The sequence below is a fragment of the Novosphingobium panipatense genome (assembly GCF_900182875.1).
Lineage (GTDB): Bacteria > Pseudomonadota > Alphaproteobacteria > Sphingomonadales > Sphingomonadaceae > Novosphingobium > Novosphingobium panipatense.
The window spans coordinates 537,548-552,909 of sequence record NZ_FXUI01000001.1 but is presented as its reverse complement, the minus strand read 5'-3'; the positions used below and the strand labels follow the sequence as shown (position 1 = coordinate 552,909).

The 15,362-nt window shown below is 62.7% G+C and carries 11 protein-coding genes and 1 tRNA gene; 2 read left to right on the top strand and 10 right to left on the bottom strand.

Annotated elements, in window-relative coordinates; all coding sequences use genetic code 11:
* The first annotated feature begins 551 nt into the window (after nucleotides 1-551).
* A complete protein-coding gene (locus QOL62_RS02615; RefSeq protein ID WP_283405063.1) occupies nucleotides 552-1,097 on the top strand; it encodes a recombinase family protein in 546 nt (181 codons plus the stop codon).
* 219 nt (nucleotides 1,098-1,316) lie between these two features.
* Entirely contained in the window at nucleotides 1,317-2,723 is a 1,407-nt protein-coding gene (locus QOL62_RS02610) for a hypothetical protein (RefSeq protein ID WP_283405062.1), read from the top strand.
* 145 nt (nucleotides 2,724-2,868) lie between these two features.
* Here the strand turns inward: QOL62_RS02610 and QOL62_RS02605 are convergent, their stop codons facing one another.
* The 10 genes from QOL62_RS02605 to QOL62_RS02560 all read right to left on the bottom strand — a co-directional run bounded on the left by QOL62_RS02605 (nucleotide 2,869) and on the right by QOL62_RS02560 (nucleotide 15,295).
* On the bottom strand, nucleotides 2,869-6,036 hold the full coding sequence (locus QOL62_RS02605) for a type I restriction endonuclease subunit R (protein ID WP_283405061.1): 3,168 nt from the start codon (nucleotides 6,034-6,036) through the stop codon (nucleotides 2,869-2,871).
* Nucleotides 6,036-7,037: a DUF4268 domain-containing protein gene (locus QOL62_RS02600; RefSeq protein ID WP_283405060.1), complete on the bottom strand. Its 1,002-nt coding sequence runs from the start codon at nucleotides 7,035-7,037 to the stop codon at nucleotides 6,036-6,038. The genes QOL62_RS02605 and QOL62_RS02600 overlap by 1 nt, the downstream gene beginning before the upstream one ends.
* Nucleotides 7,034-8,287 (bottom strand): restriction endonuclease subunit S, encoded by a 1,254-nt coding sequence (locus QOL62_RS02595; protein WP_283405059.1) that lies wholly within the window; start codon nucleotides 8,285-8,287, stop codon nucleotides 7,034-7,036. Before QOL62_RS02595 ends, QOL62_RS02600 begins: the two co-directional genes overlap by 4 nt.
* Nucleotides 8,284-9,843: a type I restriction-modification system subunit M gene (locus tag QOL62_RS02590; protein WP_283405058.1), complete on the bottom strand. Its 1,560-nt coding sequence runs from the start codon at nucleotides 9,841-9,843 to the stop codon at nucleotides 8,284-8,286. Before QOL62_RS02590 ends, QOL62_RS02595 begins: the two co-directional genes overlap by 4 nt.
* A 75-nt stretch (nucleotides 9,844-9,918) precedes the next feature.
* The gene (locus QOL62_RS02585; protein ID WP_283405057.1) at nucleotides 9,919-11,745 is read right to left on the bottom strand and encodes a site-specific integrase; all 1,827 of its coding nucleotides are present in this window, start codon (nucleotides 11,743-11,745) and stop codon (nucleotides 9,919-9,921) included.
* A gap of 54 nt (nucleotides 11,746-11,799) precedes the next feature.
* Nucleotides 11,800-11,876, bottom strand: a tRNA-Met gene (locus tag QOL62_RS02580).
* Nucleotides 11,877-11,983: 107 nt separating this feature from the next.
* The gene (locus tag QOL62_RS02575) at nucleotides 11,984-12,547 is read right to left on the bottom strand and encodes a 2'-5' RNA ligase family protein (protein ID WP_283405056.1); all 564 of its coding nucleotides are present in this window, start codon (nucleotides 12,545-12,547) and stop codon (nucleotides 11,984-11,986) included.
* Between the two features lie 91 nt (nucleotides 12,548-12,638).
* On the bottom strand, nucleotides 12,639-13,613 hold the full coding sequence (gene mltG, locus QOL62_RS02570) for an endolytic transglycosylase MltG (RefSeq protein ID WP_283405055.1): 975 nt from the start codon (nucleotides 13,611-13,613) through the stop codon (nucleotides 12,639-12,641).
* Between the two features lie 13 nt (nucleotides 13,614-13,626).
* Entirely contained in the window at nucleotides 13,627-14,889 is a 1,263-nt protein-coding gene (gene fabF, locus QOL62_RS02565) for a beta-ketoacyl-ACP synthase II (protein ID WP_103727753.1), read from the bottom strand.
* Nucleotides 14,890-15,058: 169 nt separating this feature from the next.
* Complete coding sequence (locus QOL62_RS02560; protein WP_007679564.1) at nucleotides 15,059-15,295, bottom strand: acyl carrier protein; 237 nt, start codon at nucleotides 15,293-15,295, stop codon at nucleotides 15,059-15,061.
* Nucleotides 15,296-15,362: the final 67 nt, after the last annotated feature.

Here is a 15,362-nt window from a genome sequence, read left to right as displayed (position 1 = left end):
GAAACTGGACACCGTGACCGAGCATACCAGAAGAACCTGAAGGCGCTTTTCGCCATCTACGTTAGTGCAGACTGCTTAGGAGAGCAATCTGACCCTTCGTGCACTTGGGCGCATAGCTCGGGAAAACGTTCAAGAACTGGGCGGTGTTGTCGAGGTCCGAGTAGCAGCAACGGGGCGGGAGCGAAGCCGCCAGTTTTGATCTGCGAGCGGTCGAAATCACTCGGTACCATAGACGGGGCCAGAGGGGACCCACGATCGACATAGGGGCCGATCGGCATTCCCCGCCCGCCCGGTCCCATCCGGCGATCGCTCGCCGCACGCCTAACCTGCTGCGTGGGCGGCTAGGAACTGGACGACACGGGCGCAGGCCATCGCGGACATTGCCCAGTGATGGAGGGTGGCCGGGGACATTTGGCCGTCCTGCCCACGGCGTTCGATAGAGTATACGTCAGCAAGACAGAGGCGTGAGACACCGATGGCGTCTTATTGGGGTTGCTTTTCGATATCGAGACAGGCAGGAAGATATGGTCTAAACCCTAACGAGACAGATCATGACAACCATACTCGGTTACGCCCGCGCTTCTTCCGAAGACCAGGACTGCACCATCCAGATCAAAGCCCTCAAGGCGGCAGGCTGCTCGTCCGTTCGATCCGAGAAGAAGTCCGGCACTACCGTTCAGGGGCGCAAGGAGCTTCAGACCGTCCTTGACTACCTCCGAGAGGGCGACACGTTCATGGTCACCCGCATCGACCGCCTGGCCCGTTCCGTGCAGGACCTGGAGGCGATCGTGGGCGTCATTCGCGCCAAGGGCGCCCATCTGCGGGCGACCGAGCAGCCGGTCGACACTTCGTCGGCGGCGGGCGTTGCCTTCCTCCAGATGCTCGGCGTCTTCGCCCAGTTCGAAACTGCGCTGCGCAAGGAGCGGCAGATGGAGGGCATCGCCAAGGCCAAGGCGGCTGGCGTCTACAAGGGGCGGAAGCCTTCGGTGCCGATAGACGAAGTGCGCCGCTTGAAGGCCGAGGGGGTGTCGCCTACCGAGATCGCCAAACGGCTCGGCATCGGTCGAGCGTCGGTCTATCGGGTGCTGGAGGCCTGAGAGTGGGTACGGATAATCGGGTATCGGAAAGCAATCGAAACCCGCAGTTGAACAGGCGTTCAGTGCTCTTAAGAAGTTCAGCGGGAGTGTCGCTGCCAGAACTTCGGGGTGGTCGGGTGATGAACTCACTGAGGGGCTTACGTTGTATTCTCAGCGGCAATGCCTCTTTCCAAGTTAATCGGTCAGGGTCTGCTCCTGCGGCCCTTTCGGAGCCCTCAGATGGCGTCTGAGCAGCACAGCGCCGAACCAGCGTTCGCATACGTCGAGGCCTACCCCATCGCCTTACTCGGCGGCCCTGTGTCGCCCGCAGCGGTCGCCTTGGTCGAGCGGCTCGTCGAGAACATCTTCGCCAGCGAGAAGCGCCCGACCAGCGTTCAGAAGGGCCGCCAGGCCATCGGCGCCCTCATGGCCGACCTGCTCGACCTCCACCGGGGCCATTCGGACGATCGGCACCCATGGCCGGGAGCGCACGGGATGTCGCCCAAGGACTTCCCTTCGAAGACGCTGGGATTTGGGCATGGTATTTTCCTGAACGTGATCACGAAGCTGGAAGCGGCGGGCCTGCTTACGATCACGGTCGGCCAGCCTCGGTTCCGCAAGGCCTTCGGCCAGGTCCACAACTTCAACGGACAGGTGACGACCTTCCAGCTCACGCCCGCTCTGGTCAGCCTTGCTGCGTCGTTCGGCGTCGAGTTGAACGCCTGGAAGGAGCACTGGGCGGGGGCGTTCGGCAGCCCCGTGGCGGCCCCGGCAGATGAAGACCGGCTCGTGTTGCGGAACAGAAAGGTCCGGGTCCTCGGGAAGAAGCTCGCTGCTGAGGACACCCCGTTCGACAAGCAAGCGCCAGGCCCAGCAGCAATCCTGGCAGGCATCGACAGGCTCAACAGGAACCTTTTGCGACATGACATCGGCGGGATCACCTTCCCGGGCCTTCGCCGCATCTTCAGCGACGGCGACCAGCCCGATTTCGCTTGGAACAGGGGCGGACGATATTATTCGCTTCCCGGGGGCCATCGCTACGAGGCCATGAGCGCCGAACGGCGGCTGGAGCGTATCACCTTCGACGGCGAGCGGGTCGGCGAAGCGGATATCCGGGCGTCACACCTGACGCTGCTCCACGCCCTGCTCGATCGCCCGCTCGACCTCTCCAGTGACCCGTACGCCGTCGACGGCGTGGATCGGACCTTGGTGAAATGGTGGTGTACGCAGGCGATCGGGTCATCCAACCCTGAGCCGCGTCAGTGGGCGACGGACAAGAAGGCGACCTACGCCGCGCAGAACGGCGGGCGGCAGTTGCAAGCCGACTTCCCGATCGCGAGGGTCGGCGAAGCGGTCGTAGGGCGGCACCCCCTGCTGGCAGAACTTGCGACCTGCGGGATATCGACCCTTGATCTCCAGTTCCACGAGAGCGAAATCCTAAGGCTGGCGATGGACCGGCTCATGGCGCAAGAGGTTCCTGTGCTGCCGATCCATGACGGGCTCATCGTCGCTGTGAAGCACCTCCCGCAGGCGCAAGAGGCGGCGATCAAGGCATTCAGGGACTATGTAGGTGGGGTTATTGGTCACCCTCCCCTGGTCATCCCGGAAGTTTTGCCTAAGCTGCCTTCAGACCTTCCGGGGCCTTGATGTCTGAGGGGGGTATCACCAACATGATTATCCGCTACGTCTACCTTCAGGGAGCAGAGGGCACACCCGAGAGTATATGAGTACGAAAAGTCCTTTCGCATATCATCCCTGACGTGCGCCCGTCATGGGCCGCCTCCTCATCCCGTTAGTGCGCCGCTTGGCTCCCCGTCGCATATCGCTGCAACACGAACTCCCACACCTGATCAACTTTCGTGTTCCAGAGCGGCTCGGGGTACAGGTCCTCGGGCAACTCGTTCAGGCGCTGGCGAATGGCCGTCCACACGGCGCCGCGTGTCTGCTGGTTACCGATCCAGTTCACCGCGTCGACCAGTTCGTGCAGCTTGCCCAGGACCTGACGGGCGACCACCTTAACCTCGATCTCCTGCGCGTTGGTCAGCTTGGGCTCCGGCGTGGTGAGCAAGTCGAAGATAGCGAGTTCCTCGTCCGTTAGTCCCTCTCTGGCGGCCCGTTGCTCTTCCTTGGTGAGGCCAGTAACGAACTCCTTTAGAGCTCGGAAGAAGCGGTCGGCGTCGATGGAGCCCGCGTTGTAAGCCGCCACCAGTAGTTCCAGCCGCTGGATCAGGTGGACGCGTGTCGGGTTCTCCTCGGCCATTCTGCGAGCCCGGTCTTCCGCCTCCTCCCGTAGCCTCTCGGCGGCAACCTTGGGGCTGACATCGAACAACCGGGCCAACGCCTCGAAGTCGATGTCGGACAGGTCCACCCGGCCCTTGGCAGTGTCGCCCTCAACGAGCGGCGTCAGGATCGCCACGCCTTCCAGCTTCTCCTCGATGATCTGGGCGATTTTGCCCGAGATGGCAGAGATGTCCACCGGTCCGAGCTTGGCTCTGACAGCATCGGCGAGCGTATGGATTACCGCCACGGGCTTGAGGAACGGCGCTGCCCTCTCATCGGGTAATAAGGCCTTGTAAGCCTTCGTCACGCCCCCGGCGAGGCGTAGGAACTCGCGGCGCCGATCGTCCGGCCCCACCAGTGCCTCGACGGCAGCGCTGATCACGCGAAGGCGCTCGAAGGCTTTCACCTCCATGATCGCTTCCAAATCGACGGCACAGGGTCGGATGAACGCTCTCGCCGCCTCCAAGGTTTCCAGGAGTACTCGGACCAACGCCTCCTTGTCCTCGATCGGCGCCTTAGCGCCCCCTGAAGCGCCACCGCCGCCTGCGTAGACCGCCAGTGCCTTCTGTAGATTGGAGAAGACGCCCACATAGTCGACGATCACACCCGATGTCTTGCCCTCGGCCCGGCGATTGGCGCGAGCGATGGTCTGCATCAACGTGTGGTTCTTCATCGGCTTGTCGAGGTAGACGGTGCCGATCGAGGGCACGTCGAAGCCTGTGATCCACATGGCGCAGACGAACACCAGCCGCAGCGGATCGTTCTTGTCCTTGAACTTGGCCTCCAGGTCCTCCCGCTGCATCCGCTCTCGATGGGGCAAGATATCGAGGCCCTTCTTCCTCAGGTCGTCCACCTCGTTCTGGCCTTGGCTGACCACCACCGCCATGTCGAGTTCCCTTAGCCAGGCCAGCCGATCCGCAATCGCAGCGCCTTCCGCTTCGTGCGCGGTCTTGAGACGCTTCTCGTCCTCGGCGATCAGCCGGGCGACGGACGCCTTCACGCGGTCGTGCATGGCAACGGCAGTAGCCTTGTCGATCGCCACGAACATGGCCTTGCCCCGGTAACCGCGCTGGGCGAAGTGGAGCGCTACGTCGTCGGCCACCTTGTCGAGCCGGTCGGGCGCCGTGATGAGCGTGTACTGCCGGGCGAACTGGCGCTGGAGCTTCTTCTCCTGCTCCTCATCGAGCAAGGCCTCGTCCAGAAGGCTGTCCAGCTCGTCGCGCAGGGTATCGGCGTCCATCTGCAGCTCGGGCTTGCGAGCCTCGTAGAACAGCGGGACAGTGGCGCCGTCACGTACCGACTGGGCGAAGTCGTAGACGGAAACGTAGTCCCCGAAGACCTCGCGGGTCTTGCTGTCGGCGCCCTTGATCAATGGGGTCCCTGTGAAGCCGATGAAGGCCGCATTGGGCAAGGCCGCCCGCATGTTGGCTGCGAGTTGGTCGTATTGGCTCCTGTGGGCCTCGTCGGTGATGACGATGATGTCTGAGCGGTCGGAGAGGACCGGCATAGGCTCTTTCTCGGCGGTGGAGAACTTCTGGATCAGCGTGAAGACGTAACGCTCGTTGCCCGCTAGCAGGGTCTTCAGGTGCTCGCGGCTACCCGCCTGGGCCTGGTCGATGTTCTTGGTGAGCGCCCCTGCCGAGGCGAACTGTCCAGCGATCTGGTCGTCCAGCTCGGTACGGTCAGTGATGATGACGAAAGTGTAGTTGCCCCCCAGCCGCCGCAGGACCTTCTCGGCGAACATCACCATCGACAGGCTCTTGCCCGAACCCTGGGTGTGCCAGAAGACGCCCAGCTTGCCCTGGTTCTCCTTGATATGGTCCACGGCCTGGATGGCTCGGTTGACACCCAGCACCTGGTGGTACTTGCCGATGATCTTGCGCAGGCCGCCAGGGACCTCGTCGAAGAGGAGGAAGTTCTCGATCAGGTCCAGGAAGCGAGCAGGGTCGCAAGTCGCCCGCAGCATCGTCTCCAGGCTGGGGCCCTCGGGACCGTCCTCGTCCAGCTTTTTCCAGGGGGCGTAGAACTCGAAAGGCGCATGGCTCGCCCCCATAACCGCCTCCAGGCCGTTGGAGAGCAGGACGAAGCCGTTGGCGTCGAACAGGCGCGGCACGGTGTCCCGGTAGTCCCGCAGGTTCTTCTCGTAGGCGTCGGCGATCGGACAGGTCGGCGCCTTCCATTCGGCCAGGAGCAGCGGCAGGCCATTAACGAAGCCGATCGTGTCCGGGCGGCGCTTGTGGAGCACTCCTTCTACCCAGACCTGGCTGGCGACCAGGAAGTCGTTCGCCTGCGGGTCCTTCCAGTCGATGACACGGACGGTCAGGTCCTCGAACTTGCCGTCGTCCTTGCGCACTTGGACGCGCACGCCGTCGACTAGGAAGCCGTGAACCTCGCGGTTTGCGTTGGGCGCCAGGGTGCCCGTGCGGTCCTTCGTCAGGGCTTCCTCGGCCAGCTTCAGTGCCTCGGGCGGCATGCCTGGGTTGAGCTTGCTCAGGGCCGCCTGGAGACGCGCCGGGAGCCAGGTCTGCCGGAAGCTGGTGCGGCCTGTCGGGTTCGCTGGTCCAGGCTGCTCATGCATCAGGTTGGCATGCGCCCAGCCCAGCTCCTGCAGAAGGGCGAGCGCGGGCTGCTCGACAATCCCGTCCTCGGAGGCGATGGTCCTGGTCAGCGAGGGTGCCATCAGGTCTCGTCCGTCAACTCATGGCTATCGGTCTCGGGCATGCTGTTGCCATCGCTCAAGGCCAATGCACGCGGCTGGAAGATTGGGCGCATCTTCTCCAGCTGCTGTATTAACCACTCGTGCTGGCGGGGCCAGTCGGCCTCGTTGGTTGGGTCCACGCCTTCGAGGTAGATCGCTATGCGGCTCTGCTTCTTGCCATCCAAGCGCTCCCACGAGAGCGGGGCGCCGAACTCAGCCTCGATGGCATCCTTCTGGGCGAATAGTTCATCATACCAGACCTTGCCCGCAGGCCCACGAAAGCAGAACTCAGCCCAGATATACTTCTTCTGGGACTGCACGCAGGCTCCGAGCCAGGTGTCTGCACGCCCAATGGCGAACGTCGTCCACGACTGCGGATGGGCCTTCTGGGGCCTTACCTTGCTCTTCTTCTCCAGCAGCCGGGTCCTCAAGCCTTGCCAGTAGTTCATCTGCTGCTGCTTTAGGTCCGAGACGCCCCCTTCAGCCGACTGTTTGACCTCGCGGGTCCACTCGTTGGGCTCGGCCAGGACGTTGAGCATTGGCGCAGGGTCGGAGGCGCCGATCTGCCACAGCTCAATCTGGAGGCCGAAAAACTGGTAGTCCTCACTGGTGATGTCGTTCAGCCAGTCGAGCGCAGCACGGTGCTCTTCGGCGAAGTCTTGGGCGACCCAGACTATCGTGGCGGCCTTGAGGCCTGCCGCATAGGTAAGGAGCTGGCCCAGGTGGCGGTGATCTGTTTTCTCCAGCTGATTCTCGATCAGGACCCAGTGCTCGTCGGGCGTGTCGGTGCGCTTGGCCAGGATGTCCGCACGGAAGGGGCCGATGAACTGCTCGGTCGCCTCCACCTCCAGGTCCATGCCGAGCGCGTCCTGGAGCAGCTCCAGGCCGTCAGGAGAGGCCAGCCAGGGCGTAAAATGTGCCGCCTCGTTCGGCCAGGCCTTGCGGACATCGACCTGGATCACCTTGCCGAGCTTCACGGTCATGCGGCCAGCTCCAGGTCCCGTTCGGCAGCCCCGACCGAGAGCTGCCCGGAGATAAGCCGGGGGAGCAGGAGGTCGCGGGAGGCTGCGAGTGCCTGTATCTGCCGACGGATGTTGACGCATAGGTCATACGAAGACCGGAACAGGTCGTTGGCCTGATTCAGAACTTGTCCTGCGCCGGGGTACGGTATTTTGGTGTGGTCGAGTGCTGATCGACGGATATGCTTCATCGTCGCCCCCACTCCCTGATTGTCAAATAATGGGATGGCCCAGCGCAATGCGGACTTAAGCAACCCTCTTTCCACACCCGCTTCTGGGCGAACGAGAAATAGGTGCTGATTGAGAAGCCCAGGTCCACCTGTCCATTCTGATATGGCAAAGGTCCCTGACCACGAGAACAATAGATCGCCGTCGCTCACCCGGTACTTCTGCGGAACATCAGCGCCACTGTTGCAGGGCGTCTTCTGCGTAACCCCATTCTTCAGCTCTGGGATTTTAATGATCGGCAACCCATCATCCTCGAAATGGGTGGGCTTGAACGCGAAGCCATTCATGAATTCCCCCAACGAAGAAAACGGCGTCCATTTCCACCCCTGCGGTAGCAGGCCGTCCGGGGTGTCGACGAGGGGCACGCTCTCGTGGCCGGGGAAGCGGAAGCGGACGAACCACTCCTCGAACAGCGACCGCGCCATCTCCTCCAGCACCGCCACCCGGCGCCGGTTGACCTCGATCAGGTCGTCGTAGGCCCCCAGGATCGACGCGATGCGGCGTTGGGTTTCGAGAGGTGGGAGCATGAAGCGGAAACGCTTGATATCACGACCGCTAATGTGGGGAACATTGACCCCCGTGATGATGCCCTGCACGTGGCCTGTGAACGCCTGCGAGCCGATGAGGTAGCGCAAGAAGGCCGTGTCCAAGGTGGGCGAGCCCCGCATACGACTAACCCGCTGGACCAGAAGACAGGGAAGGTCCGACTTGCGAACATAGGCGTACTTCAGTCCGGCCTCAATCCAAGGTCGGTCCATGGCGAGTATCACGTCACCCTCTGCCAGATGGTAGCGCTCAAAGTCCCCATATTCTGAGGCGGTCCAATGTTTCGCTCCACCCCAGCGAAGAGTACCTTGCGCGACATTGTCTCCGCGCAAAAGACGAACGCCCTCATCTGGACTGTCCGAGAATTTGGCGCTCTTAAATGCGAACCCGGCAAGAAGATCGACATGGTCGCCGAGTTCGACCTCCGGCCACTCGTTCATGCCTCCAGCACCTCGGCGACGTTCTGCGCGATCACGGCCTGGAGCCGCGCAGCCTCGGCGTTCAGCCCCTCCAGCTCTTCCTGCAGGGCCTCCAGCCGCTCCTTGAAGTCGACGTCGTCCACCTGCTCACCGGGCGCCACCCCCACGTATCGGCCAGGGTTGAGGCTCCAGTCCTGGGCGGCAATCTCGGCGCGGGTGGCCACCTTGCACAGGCCGGGCACGTCCTTGTAGCCATCATCGCCGAAGGTCTCGGTCATGCGCTCCCCGCTACCCGCTTCCAGCTCCTCTTCCTCACCGCGCCACAGGCGCACGATGTTGCCCAGGAACTCGATCTGGTCGGGCGTGTAGTCGCGGTGGGCGCGGGTGACCTGGCGGAAGATGTGCCTGGCGTCGATGAACAGCACCTCGTCGGCCCGCTCGCGCTTCGCCTTGGCCTTGTCGAGGAACCACAGGGTCACCGGCAGGGTCACCGTGAAGAACATGTTGGGCGAGGTGGAGACGATGACGTCCACTGCTCCGCTCTCGACCAGCTTGCGGCGCATCTCCCGCTCCGACCCGCCCGCGTCCGAGGCCGAGTTGGCCATGACGAAGCCCGCACGGCCTGTCTCGTTCAGCGCGGCGTTGAACAGGCCAATCCACAGGTAGTTGGCGTTGTTGATGCTGGGGATGCCGAGCGAGAACTTCGCGTCCACCTGGCCCGCTTCGGTGACCAGGCGGCTCCGATCGACCTCGGACTGATTGAACGGCGGGTTGGCCATGACGAAGTCGAACTGGCCGACCATGCCATGGGGGTCCTCGTAGTAGCTGTTGGCGATGCGGATGTCGCCCGAAAGGCCGTGGACCGCCAGGTTCAGACGGGCCAGCTTCTGGTTGTCCTGCATCTTCTCGGCCCCGTAGATGCCGATTTCCCGCGAGGGGTTCTTGTGGTGGCGCTTCACGAACTCGGCGCATTGCACGAACATGCCGCCCGAGCCACAGGCCGGGTCGAATATCTTGCCGTGGTAAGGTTCCAGCACCTCGACGATCAGCTTCACGATCGAGGCCGGAGTGAAGTACTCGCCGCCCTTCTGCATGAAGGAGGAGGCGAAGGCGCCCATGAAATACTCGAAGATGAGGCCGTAGGCGTCCCCGTCGATCCTGAGCGGCTGGAGCAGGCGCAGGAGTTCCCTCAGGACCTCGTTGGGCAGCGATCCGTAGCCCTGGGGCATCACACCCGCCAAATCCGGGTTGTGCTCTGTGATGGCCTTCATGGCCTCATTCAGGGCCTGAGAAAGGTCGTCAGCCTCCGGCAGCGCCAGCAGGTACGAGAAGCGGGCGTGCGCGGGCAGGAAGACGGCGCCATGACCATGGTAATCGCCTGGAGTAGGCTTGAGGCGCCCCGTAAAGGTTTTCGATAAGTCCGCATGGACCCGGTCGAACTTCGCCTCCATTTGCCGCAGCGCGATGAGGGCCAGCACCGGCTGGGCGTACTGATCCGGTCGGAGGTCTGTGTTCGCCCACAGTTGGTTGGCCGTCTGGAACAGGCGGCGCGTGAGGTCTTGAAGGTCTACTTGCACATCTTCCCCCGAAGCTGCGCAAGGCAGCACATCGTCAATGCGTTACAACACCATCTGAACTTACATCGCAAGGCATCATGCGGGCGGTCGCCAGCGGGGGACCAGCGCCACGATGTCGACCTTGAACTGCAACCGGTCGATTTGATTACCGAGGCCGGAAAACTCACCGTAATCGTCATCGCTGGAACGTGGCCCTGACGATGTTCGACCCTGAATATAGACCCGCGCATCCTTAGCGATGCCGCAATTTCGTGCAGCGGTCGTCCACGTGTGTCGAAACTCGCGGACTGGCTGTCTGCCGGAGTTCCTCTGCAGCACGCCCTGATCATAGATGTACGGGCCGAACCACCCACCAAAACTGTCGTAAAGTCCGCCGCGTTTACCTTTCAAGCGCAGCAGAGGAAATAGGGCCGACTGGCCGTCATTCTGCAGATGAGTGTGGTAATCGAGAAGACCAAGATCGACGAGCGCCTGAGGTATGGGAAACTCTCGCCTCCCCACCTCATACCGCTCCGTCTTGAGTGTTTGCGGCCCCTTCACCGGGTGAAATCCTTCGTCTGTGAACCGGATCAGCCACCTCCCGTCATCCTTGCGCTGAAAGATATCAGCCACAAGCAGCTGTGCGATCTCTTCCGGTCTGGCCCCGGTGAACAGAGCAATCAGCGGAAGCCAGAAAATGGCCTCTCCTTTACCTCGTACGGGCCGGTACCCGTCTTGAAACGGCGGCATGCGGAAGTAGGCCTGCAGCTCGCCCGGAGAAAAGCCCTTGGCGGTTTTTTCTTGCCGTTGGGTCTCGACGACTTCCCGATTGACGAATGGGTTGGGAAGATCGGGATCAATGGCACCCTCCTTCACCCCTTTCTTCCAGACCGTCGAGAGGGCGCTCAGGCGCACTTCCATTGTGCGGGCGGACATTCGCCGCACCTCCGGCTGGTCACGATAACGATCGGCCAACTCCCGCAGGTCGAGTGTCTGCTGCGCGTAGGGCAACCTTGCTGGGCGCTGCGCCATCAGATCGAGAAGCTGGGATACCGCTGCTCGCGTCAGCTGGCTGGGGCCTGGTTGGCCAAGGGCTTCACGAACGAAGCGCAGCCCAGTCCGCACATGTTCCTTCACGCCCTCTTTCATGCCGAGGCGAGGGTTGTCGATCAGCCCCCACGCAATGTCCTCAAAGCTCTTTTCTTCTTCCGATGGGGCCAATCGCGTGGGCGCCACCTCAGTCTTGGTGGCCACTGCCTTAGGCGGCTCAGTGGGAGCCTCGGGGGTCGGCGCTGCCAACCTGTCGTTGCGCTTATCGATCGCTAGCCAGAGCTTGCAGGCGGCCTCGCCAAATGCGCGACAGAGCATTGCGAACTCCGGCTTCGACGTATCAAAAACATAGCCCATGGCCTGGGTGTAAGCGAGGGCCCAGTCACGCCAGTAGTCCAGCAGACCGTCGACGTCGTGGTCATCCAGAAGTTCCCGGCTCTCTTCGTAATCGGCCTCACGATCCCTGCGCGTCTCGAAGGGCACATCGGGCAACGGCTGTCTCCACCGGGAGGCCTCATCCAAGACCAATTGCTGATGGAGGTAGTTGTTTGCGAGGAACTCGATCAGCGGCGGGTCGAGCCTGTCGTACACGCCATTGGCCAACTGCGTAGCCCTGGCGATCATCTGGTCATACTTCGCAGCGGCGGCATCATGGCGGGCCTTCGCGCCCGGCTCGTTCATCGACCGCACGCCGAGCGACACCTTCAATTCCGACAACGGAACCGCGTCGGCGCGTACAAAAGGGCGTAGCGCTACGGGGAATGCTCGGCGGTAGCGCAGCACCCCGGTCTTGGGATCGGCTTGGAGATATTTCACGTTGACTTCCACGGATATGGCCGCCTCTTTGTACCACTGGACGTACTGCCAGAGCATTAAGAAGAGCGGTTTTCCGCGAGTTTCTGAGAAATCTGCCACAAACGTGGAGAATGGTAGCGGAGGAGGGACTCGAACCCCCGACACGCGGATTATGATTCCGCTGCTCTAACCAGCTGAGCTACTCCGCCATACCATGCCTGCCGTTCGGGAGGCTTGATCTGGTGCGCCGCGGCTGCGGTGCAGGCCGCGTCCTCTAGGGGGGAGGTTTGCATCCGTCAACACCCAAAAAGCACATTCAGCCACGAAAGGAAAAAAGATGGATCAAGCGCCACAGTCCGTCTTCCCAGGCGTAGAGGCCGAAACCTCGGAAGCGGAAGGACAGCGGCTGCAACTGAGGACCGAGCTCCGCCTGCAGCGCCCGCGCAGCCTGGGTGGTGACTTTGTTCTGGATCGTCACGTGCAGGCGCAACGGCTGTGCATCCTGCTGCGTCAGCAGTCCATGCATGCGGTCCGCCACAACCGCATGCAGGGCGACCATCTCCGGGCTTTCCACCGCCAGCGCCGTCCCTGCGCCCAGCTTCATAAGGCCTTCTATGCGGGCCGGCGGCGGCGCGGACCGTGCGAGGTCTCCCAGAACTGCGGCAAGCTCATCCTCGACGGAGTGCGGGAGGGCGTGGAAAAGCGTTACATGGGCGCGAAGGCGGTTCCGCTCGGGGGGGTAGTGCGCCCGGCGCAGCGCATCGCACCAGGCGAGTACGTCGGGCGGCAGTTCGGCGGTGACCAGCAGCGGCGCGCGCGGCTTTCGCGGCCCGGTTGCCGCCAAGTTCGCCGTCGGCCAGTCAGCTGCCGAATCTGTCATCGCACATCTCCGCAGCACCAGCATGGCGCGGAGTTGGGGAAAACACTGTCGCGGAGACTTGTTCCCGTATGGGAGGCAGGCCCCTCCGCCTTCAGAGCTCACCCCGCTCGCGACGGATGGCGAACCACTTGGCCACGTTGCGATTATGCTCTTCGAGCGTGTTTGCGAAGACATGGCCGCCCGTCCCATCCGCCACCATGTACAGGGCTTCCGTTTTCGCCGGGTTTAGCACCGCGGCGATGGAGGCACGGCTCGGGTTGGTTATCGGCCCCTTTGGCAGGCCCACCATGGTGTAGGTGTTATAGTCATTCACCGCCCGTATCTCGGACTGCAGGATACGGCGGCCAAGGCGCTTGCCCTTGGTGATCGGATAGATGATCGTCGGGTCCGCCTGCAACAGCATGCCCGTACGCAAGCGGTTTGAGTAAAGCCCCGCCACCATGCGCCGCTCGGAAGGCTTGCCTGTCTCCTTTTCCACGATCGAGGCGAGCGTGATCGCCTCTTCCGGCGTCTTGACTACCAGGTTCGATGCGCGCGCGGGCCAGAGTTCCTTGATCGTCCGGCTCATCGCGGTTTGCATCCGGCGCAGCACGGCCTCGCGCGGCTCGCCCTTTTCGAAGGCGTAGCTGTCGGGAAGGACGGAGCCTTCCTTGGGAACGACAAGGTCGCCGCTCAAGGCCTGTTGCGCCATGAGACGCTCGTAGACCATGATCGAGGGCATCCCCTCCGGCACGGTCACGAAGCGCCGGATGACATCGTCGCTGGAGAGGATTGCCAGCACGCGCGAGGGGCTGGCGTGGGGGGGAATGGCGAACTCACCGGCCTTGATGCCGCTGCCGCCCCCGAAAAAGCGCGCACGCAGCGTGAAACCGGTAGCGGACCGAATGACGCCCTGCTCCTCCAACCTTTCGGCCACGGCCGCAAGACTGGCGCCGTTGGGAACTATGAAGTGGCGTTCCTTCTCCAGCGGGCCAGAACCATACCAGCCGCCGAAGAAGGCCCAGAGGCTCCCGACGAAGACAATGGCGGCAACCGCCGCCAGGACGCAACCGCGCCGGGAGATCATGGATCTGCGCCTCTTAGTCTATCTTGCGCATCACCAGGCTGGCGTTGGTCCCGCCAAACCCGAAGCTGTTGTTGAGCACAGCACGCACTTCCCGCTTCTTGGCGGTATGCGGCACGAGATCGACCCCAACGCAGCTTTCGCTCGGATTGTCGAGGTTGAGCGTGGGCGGAACGATCTGGTCGCGCAGCGCCAGAATGCAGAAGATCGATTCGACCGCACCGGCGCCGCCGAGCAGGTGCCCGATGGCCGACTTGGTCGAGCTCATCGAGACGTTGTCGATGGCATCGCCGAACAGGCGGCGCACTGCGCCCAGCTCCAACTCGTCGCCGAGCGGAGTCGATGTGCCGTGCGCGTTGATGTAATCGATGTCCTTCGGCTCAAGACCCGCCTTGCGCAGCGCCATGGCCATAGAACGGTACGCGCCCGAGCCTTCCGGGTGAGGCGCGGTAACGTGGTAAGCGTCACCGGACAGACCATAGCCGATGACTTCGGCGTAGATCTTGGCGCCGCGCGCCTTGGCGTGTTCGTATTCCTCGAGCACGACGACGCCTGCGCCCTCGCCCATGAGGAAGCCATCGCGGTCCTTGTCGTAAGGGCGGCTGGCCTTTTCCGGTTCATCATTGAACGACGTCGAGAGCGCGCGCGCCTGGGCGAAGCCAGCGATGCCGATGGGACAGATGGTGCTTTCCGCGCCGCCGGCCAGCATGATGTCCGCGTCGCCGTCCTTGATCATGCGGGCGGCGTCACCAATCGAGTGCGCGCCGGTCGAGCAGGCGGTGACGACGGCGTGGTTCGGACCCATCAGGCCGTACTTGATCGAGACCTGCCCCGAGATGAGGTTGATGAGGCGTCCATGCACGAAGTGCGGCGAAACGCGCCCCGGGCCCTTCTCGGCCAGCACCAGCGATTCGCTTTCGATGCCCGGAAGGCCGCCTATGCCCGAACCGATCGAGCAGCCCGCCATGAGGCGAGTCGCTTCATCCATGTCCGTGAGGCCGGCATCTTCGATCGCCTGGCCTGCAGCATCGATGCCGAAGACGATGAACGGGTCTACCTGGCGCTGGACCTTGTGGTCGACGCGCTTGTTGGCATCGAAGCCATATTCGTGATCGGCCGGCTTCACCTCGGCGGCGATGCGGCACTTCTGGTCCGATGCGTCGAACCGGGTGATCGGTCCCGCGCCCGACTTGCCGGCGAGGATGTTGGCCCAGGTGGTCTCCACATCGCCACCAAGAGGGGTGACGAGACCAAGTCCGGTTACGACGACACGACGCATATGATCTCCGAAACTCTAACTACAGCCCGGTAACGGCGTCGCGCTGAACACGCTTGGCCGAAACGGCAACAGGCCCGCCCCCTTAGAGGTCGAGCCTGTCGATTTCAATCCGGTGTTGCACCCCTGCCCCATTCACTCGGAACGGAGCAAGGGCATGCGACCCCCGAGATCAGCCCTTGTTCTCTTCGATGTACTTGATGGCATCGGAGACAGTGCTGATCTTTTCAGCGGCATCGTCGGGAATCTCGACGCCGAATTCTTCTTCGAAGGCCATGACCAGCTCGACGATGTCGAGCGAGTCTGCGCCCAGGTCGTCGATGAAGCTCGCGTCCTCGGTCACCTTCTCAGCTTCGACGCCAAGATGTTCGACGACGATCTTCTTAACCCGATCGGCGGTATCGCTCATTTGTATAGACCCCTTCAAAACTATGCGGGTTTGAATCTCGACAGCCGCCCTAAAGACTGGTGGCGAC

What these genes read in the sequence shown, in the direction of transcription:
- QOL62_RS02595 (WP_283405059.1), bottom strand. Translation starts at nt 8,287, where the DNA reads ATGAACGAGTGGCCGGAGGTCGAACTCGGCGACCATGTCGATCTTCTT.
- fabF (WP_103727753.1), bottom strand. Translation starts at nt 14,889, where the DNA reads ATGCGTCGTGTCGTCGTAACCGGACTTGGTCTCGTCACCCCTCTTGGT.
- QOL62_RS02615 (WP_283405063.1), top strand. Translation starts at nt 552, where the DNA reads ATGACAACCATACTCGGTTACGCCCGCGCTTCTTCCGAAGACCAGGAC.
- QOL62_RS02605 (WP_283405061.1), bottom strand. Translation starts at nt 6,036, where the DNA reads ATGGCACCCTCGCTGACCAGGACCATCGCCTCCGAGGACGGGATTGTC.
- QOL62_RS02600 (WP_283405060.1), bottom strand. Translation starts at nt 7,037, where the DNA reads ATGACCGTGAAGCTCGGCAAGGTGATCCAGGTCGATGTCCGCAAGGCC.
- QOL62_RS02610 (WP_283405062.1), top strand. Translation starts at nt 1,317, where the DNA reads ATGGCGTCTGAGCAGCACAGCGCCGAACCAGCGTTCGCATACGTCGAG.
- QOL62_RS02560 (WP_007679564.1), bottom strand. Translation starts at nt 15,295, where the DNA reads ATGAGCGATACCGCCGATCGGGTTAAGAAGATCGTCGTCGAACATCTT.
- QOL62_RS02575 (WP_283405056.1), bottom strand. Translation starts at nt 12,547, where the DNA reads ATGACAGATTCGGCAGCTGACTGGCCGACGGCGAACTTGGCGGCAACC.
- mltG (WP_283405055.1), bottom strand. Translation starts at nt 13,613, where the DNA reads ATGATCTCCCGGCGCGGTTGCGTCCTGGCGGCGGTTGCCGCCATTGTC.
- QOL62_RS02585 (WP_283405057.1), bottom strand. Translation starts at nt 11,745, where the DNA reads ATGCTCTGGCAGTACGTCCAGTGGTACAAAGAGGCGGCCATATCCGTG.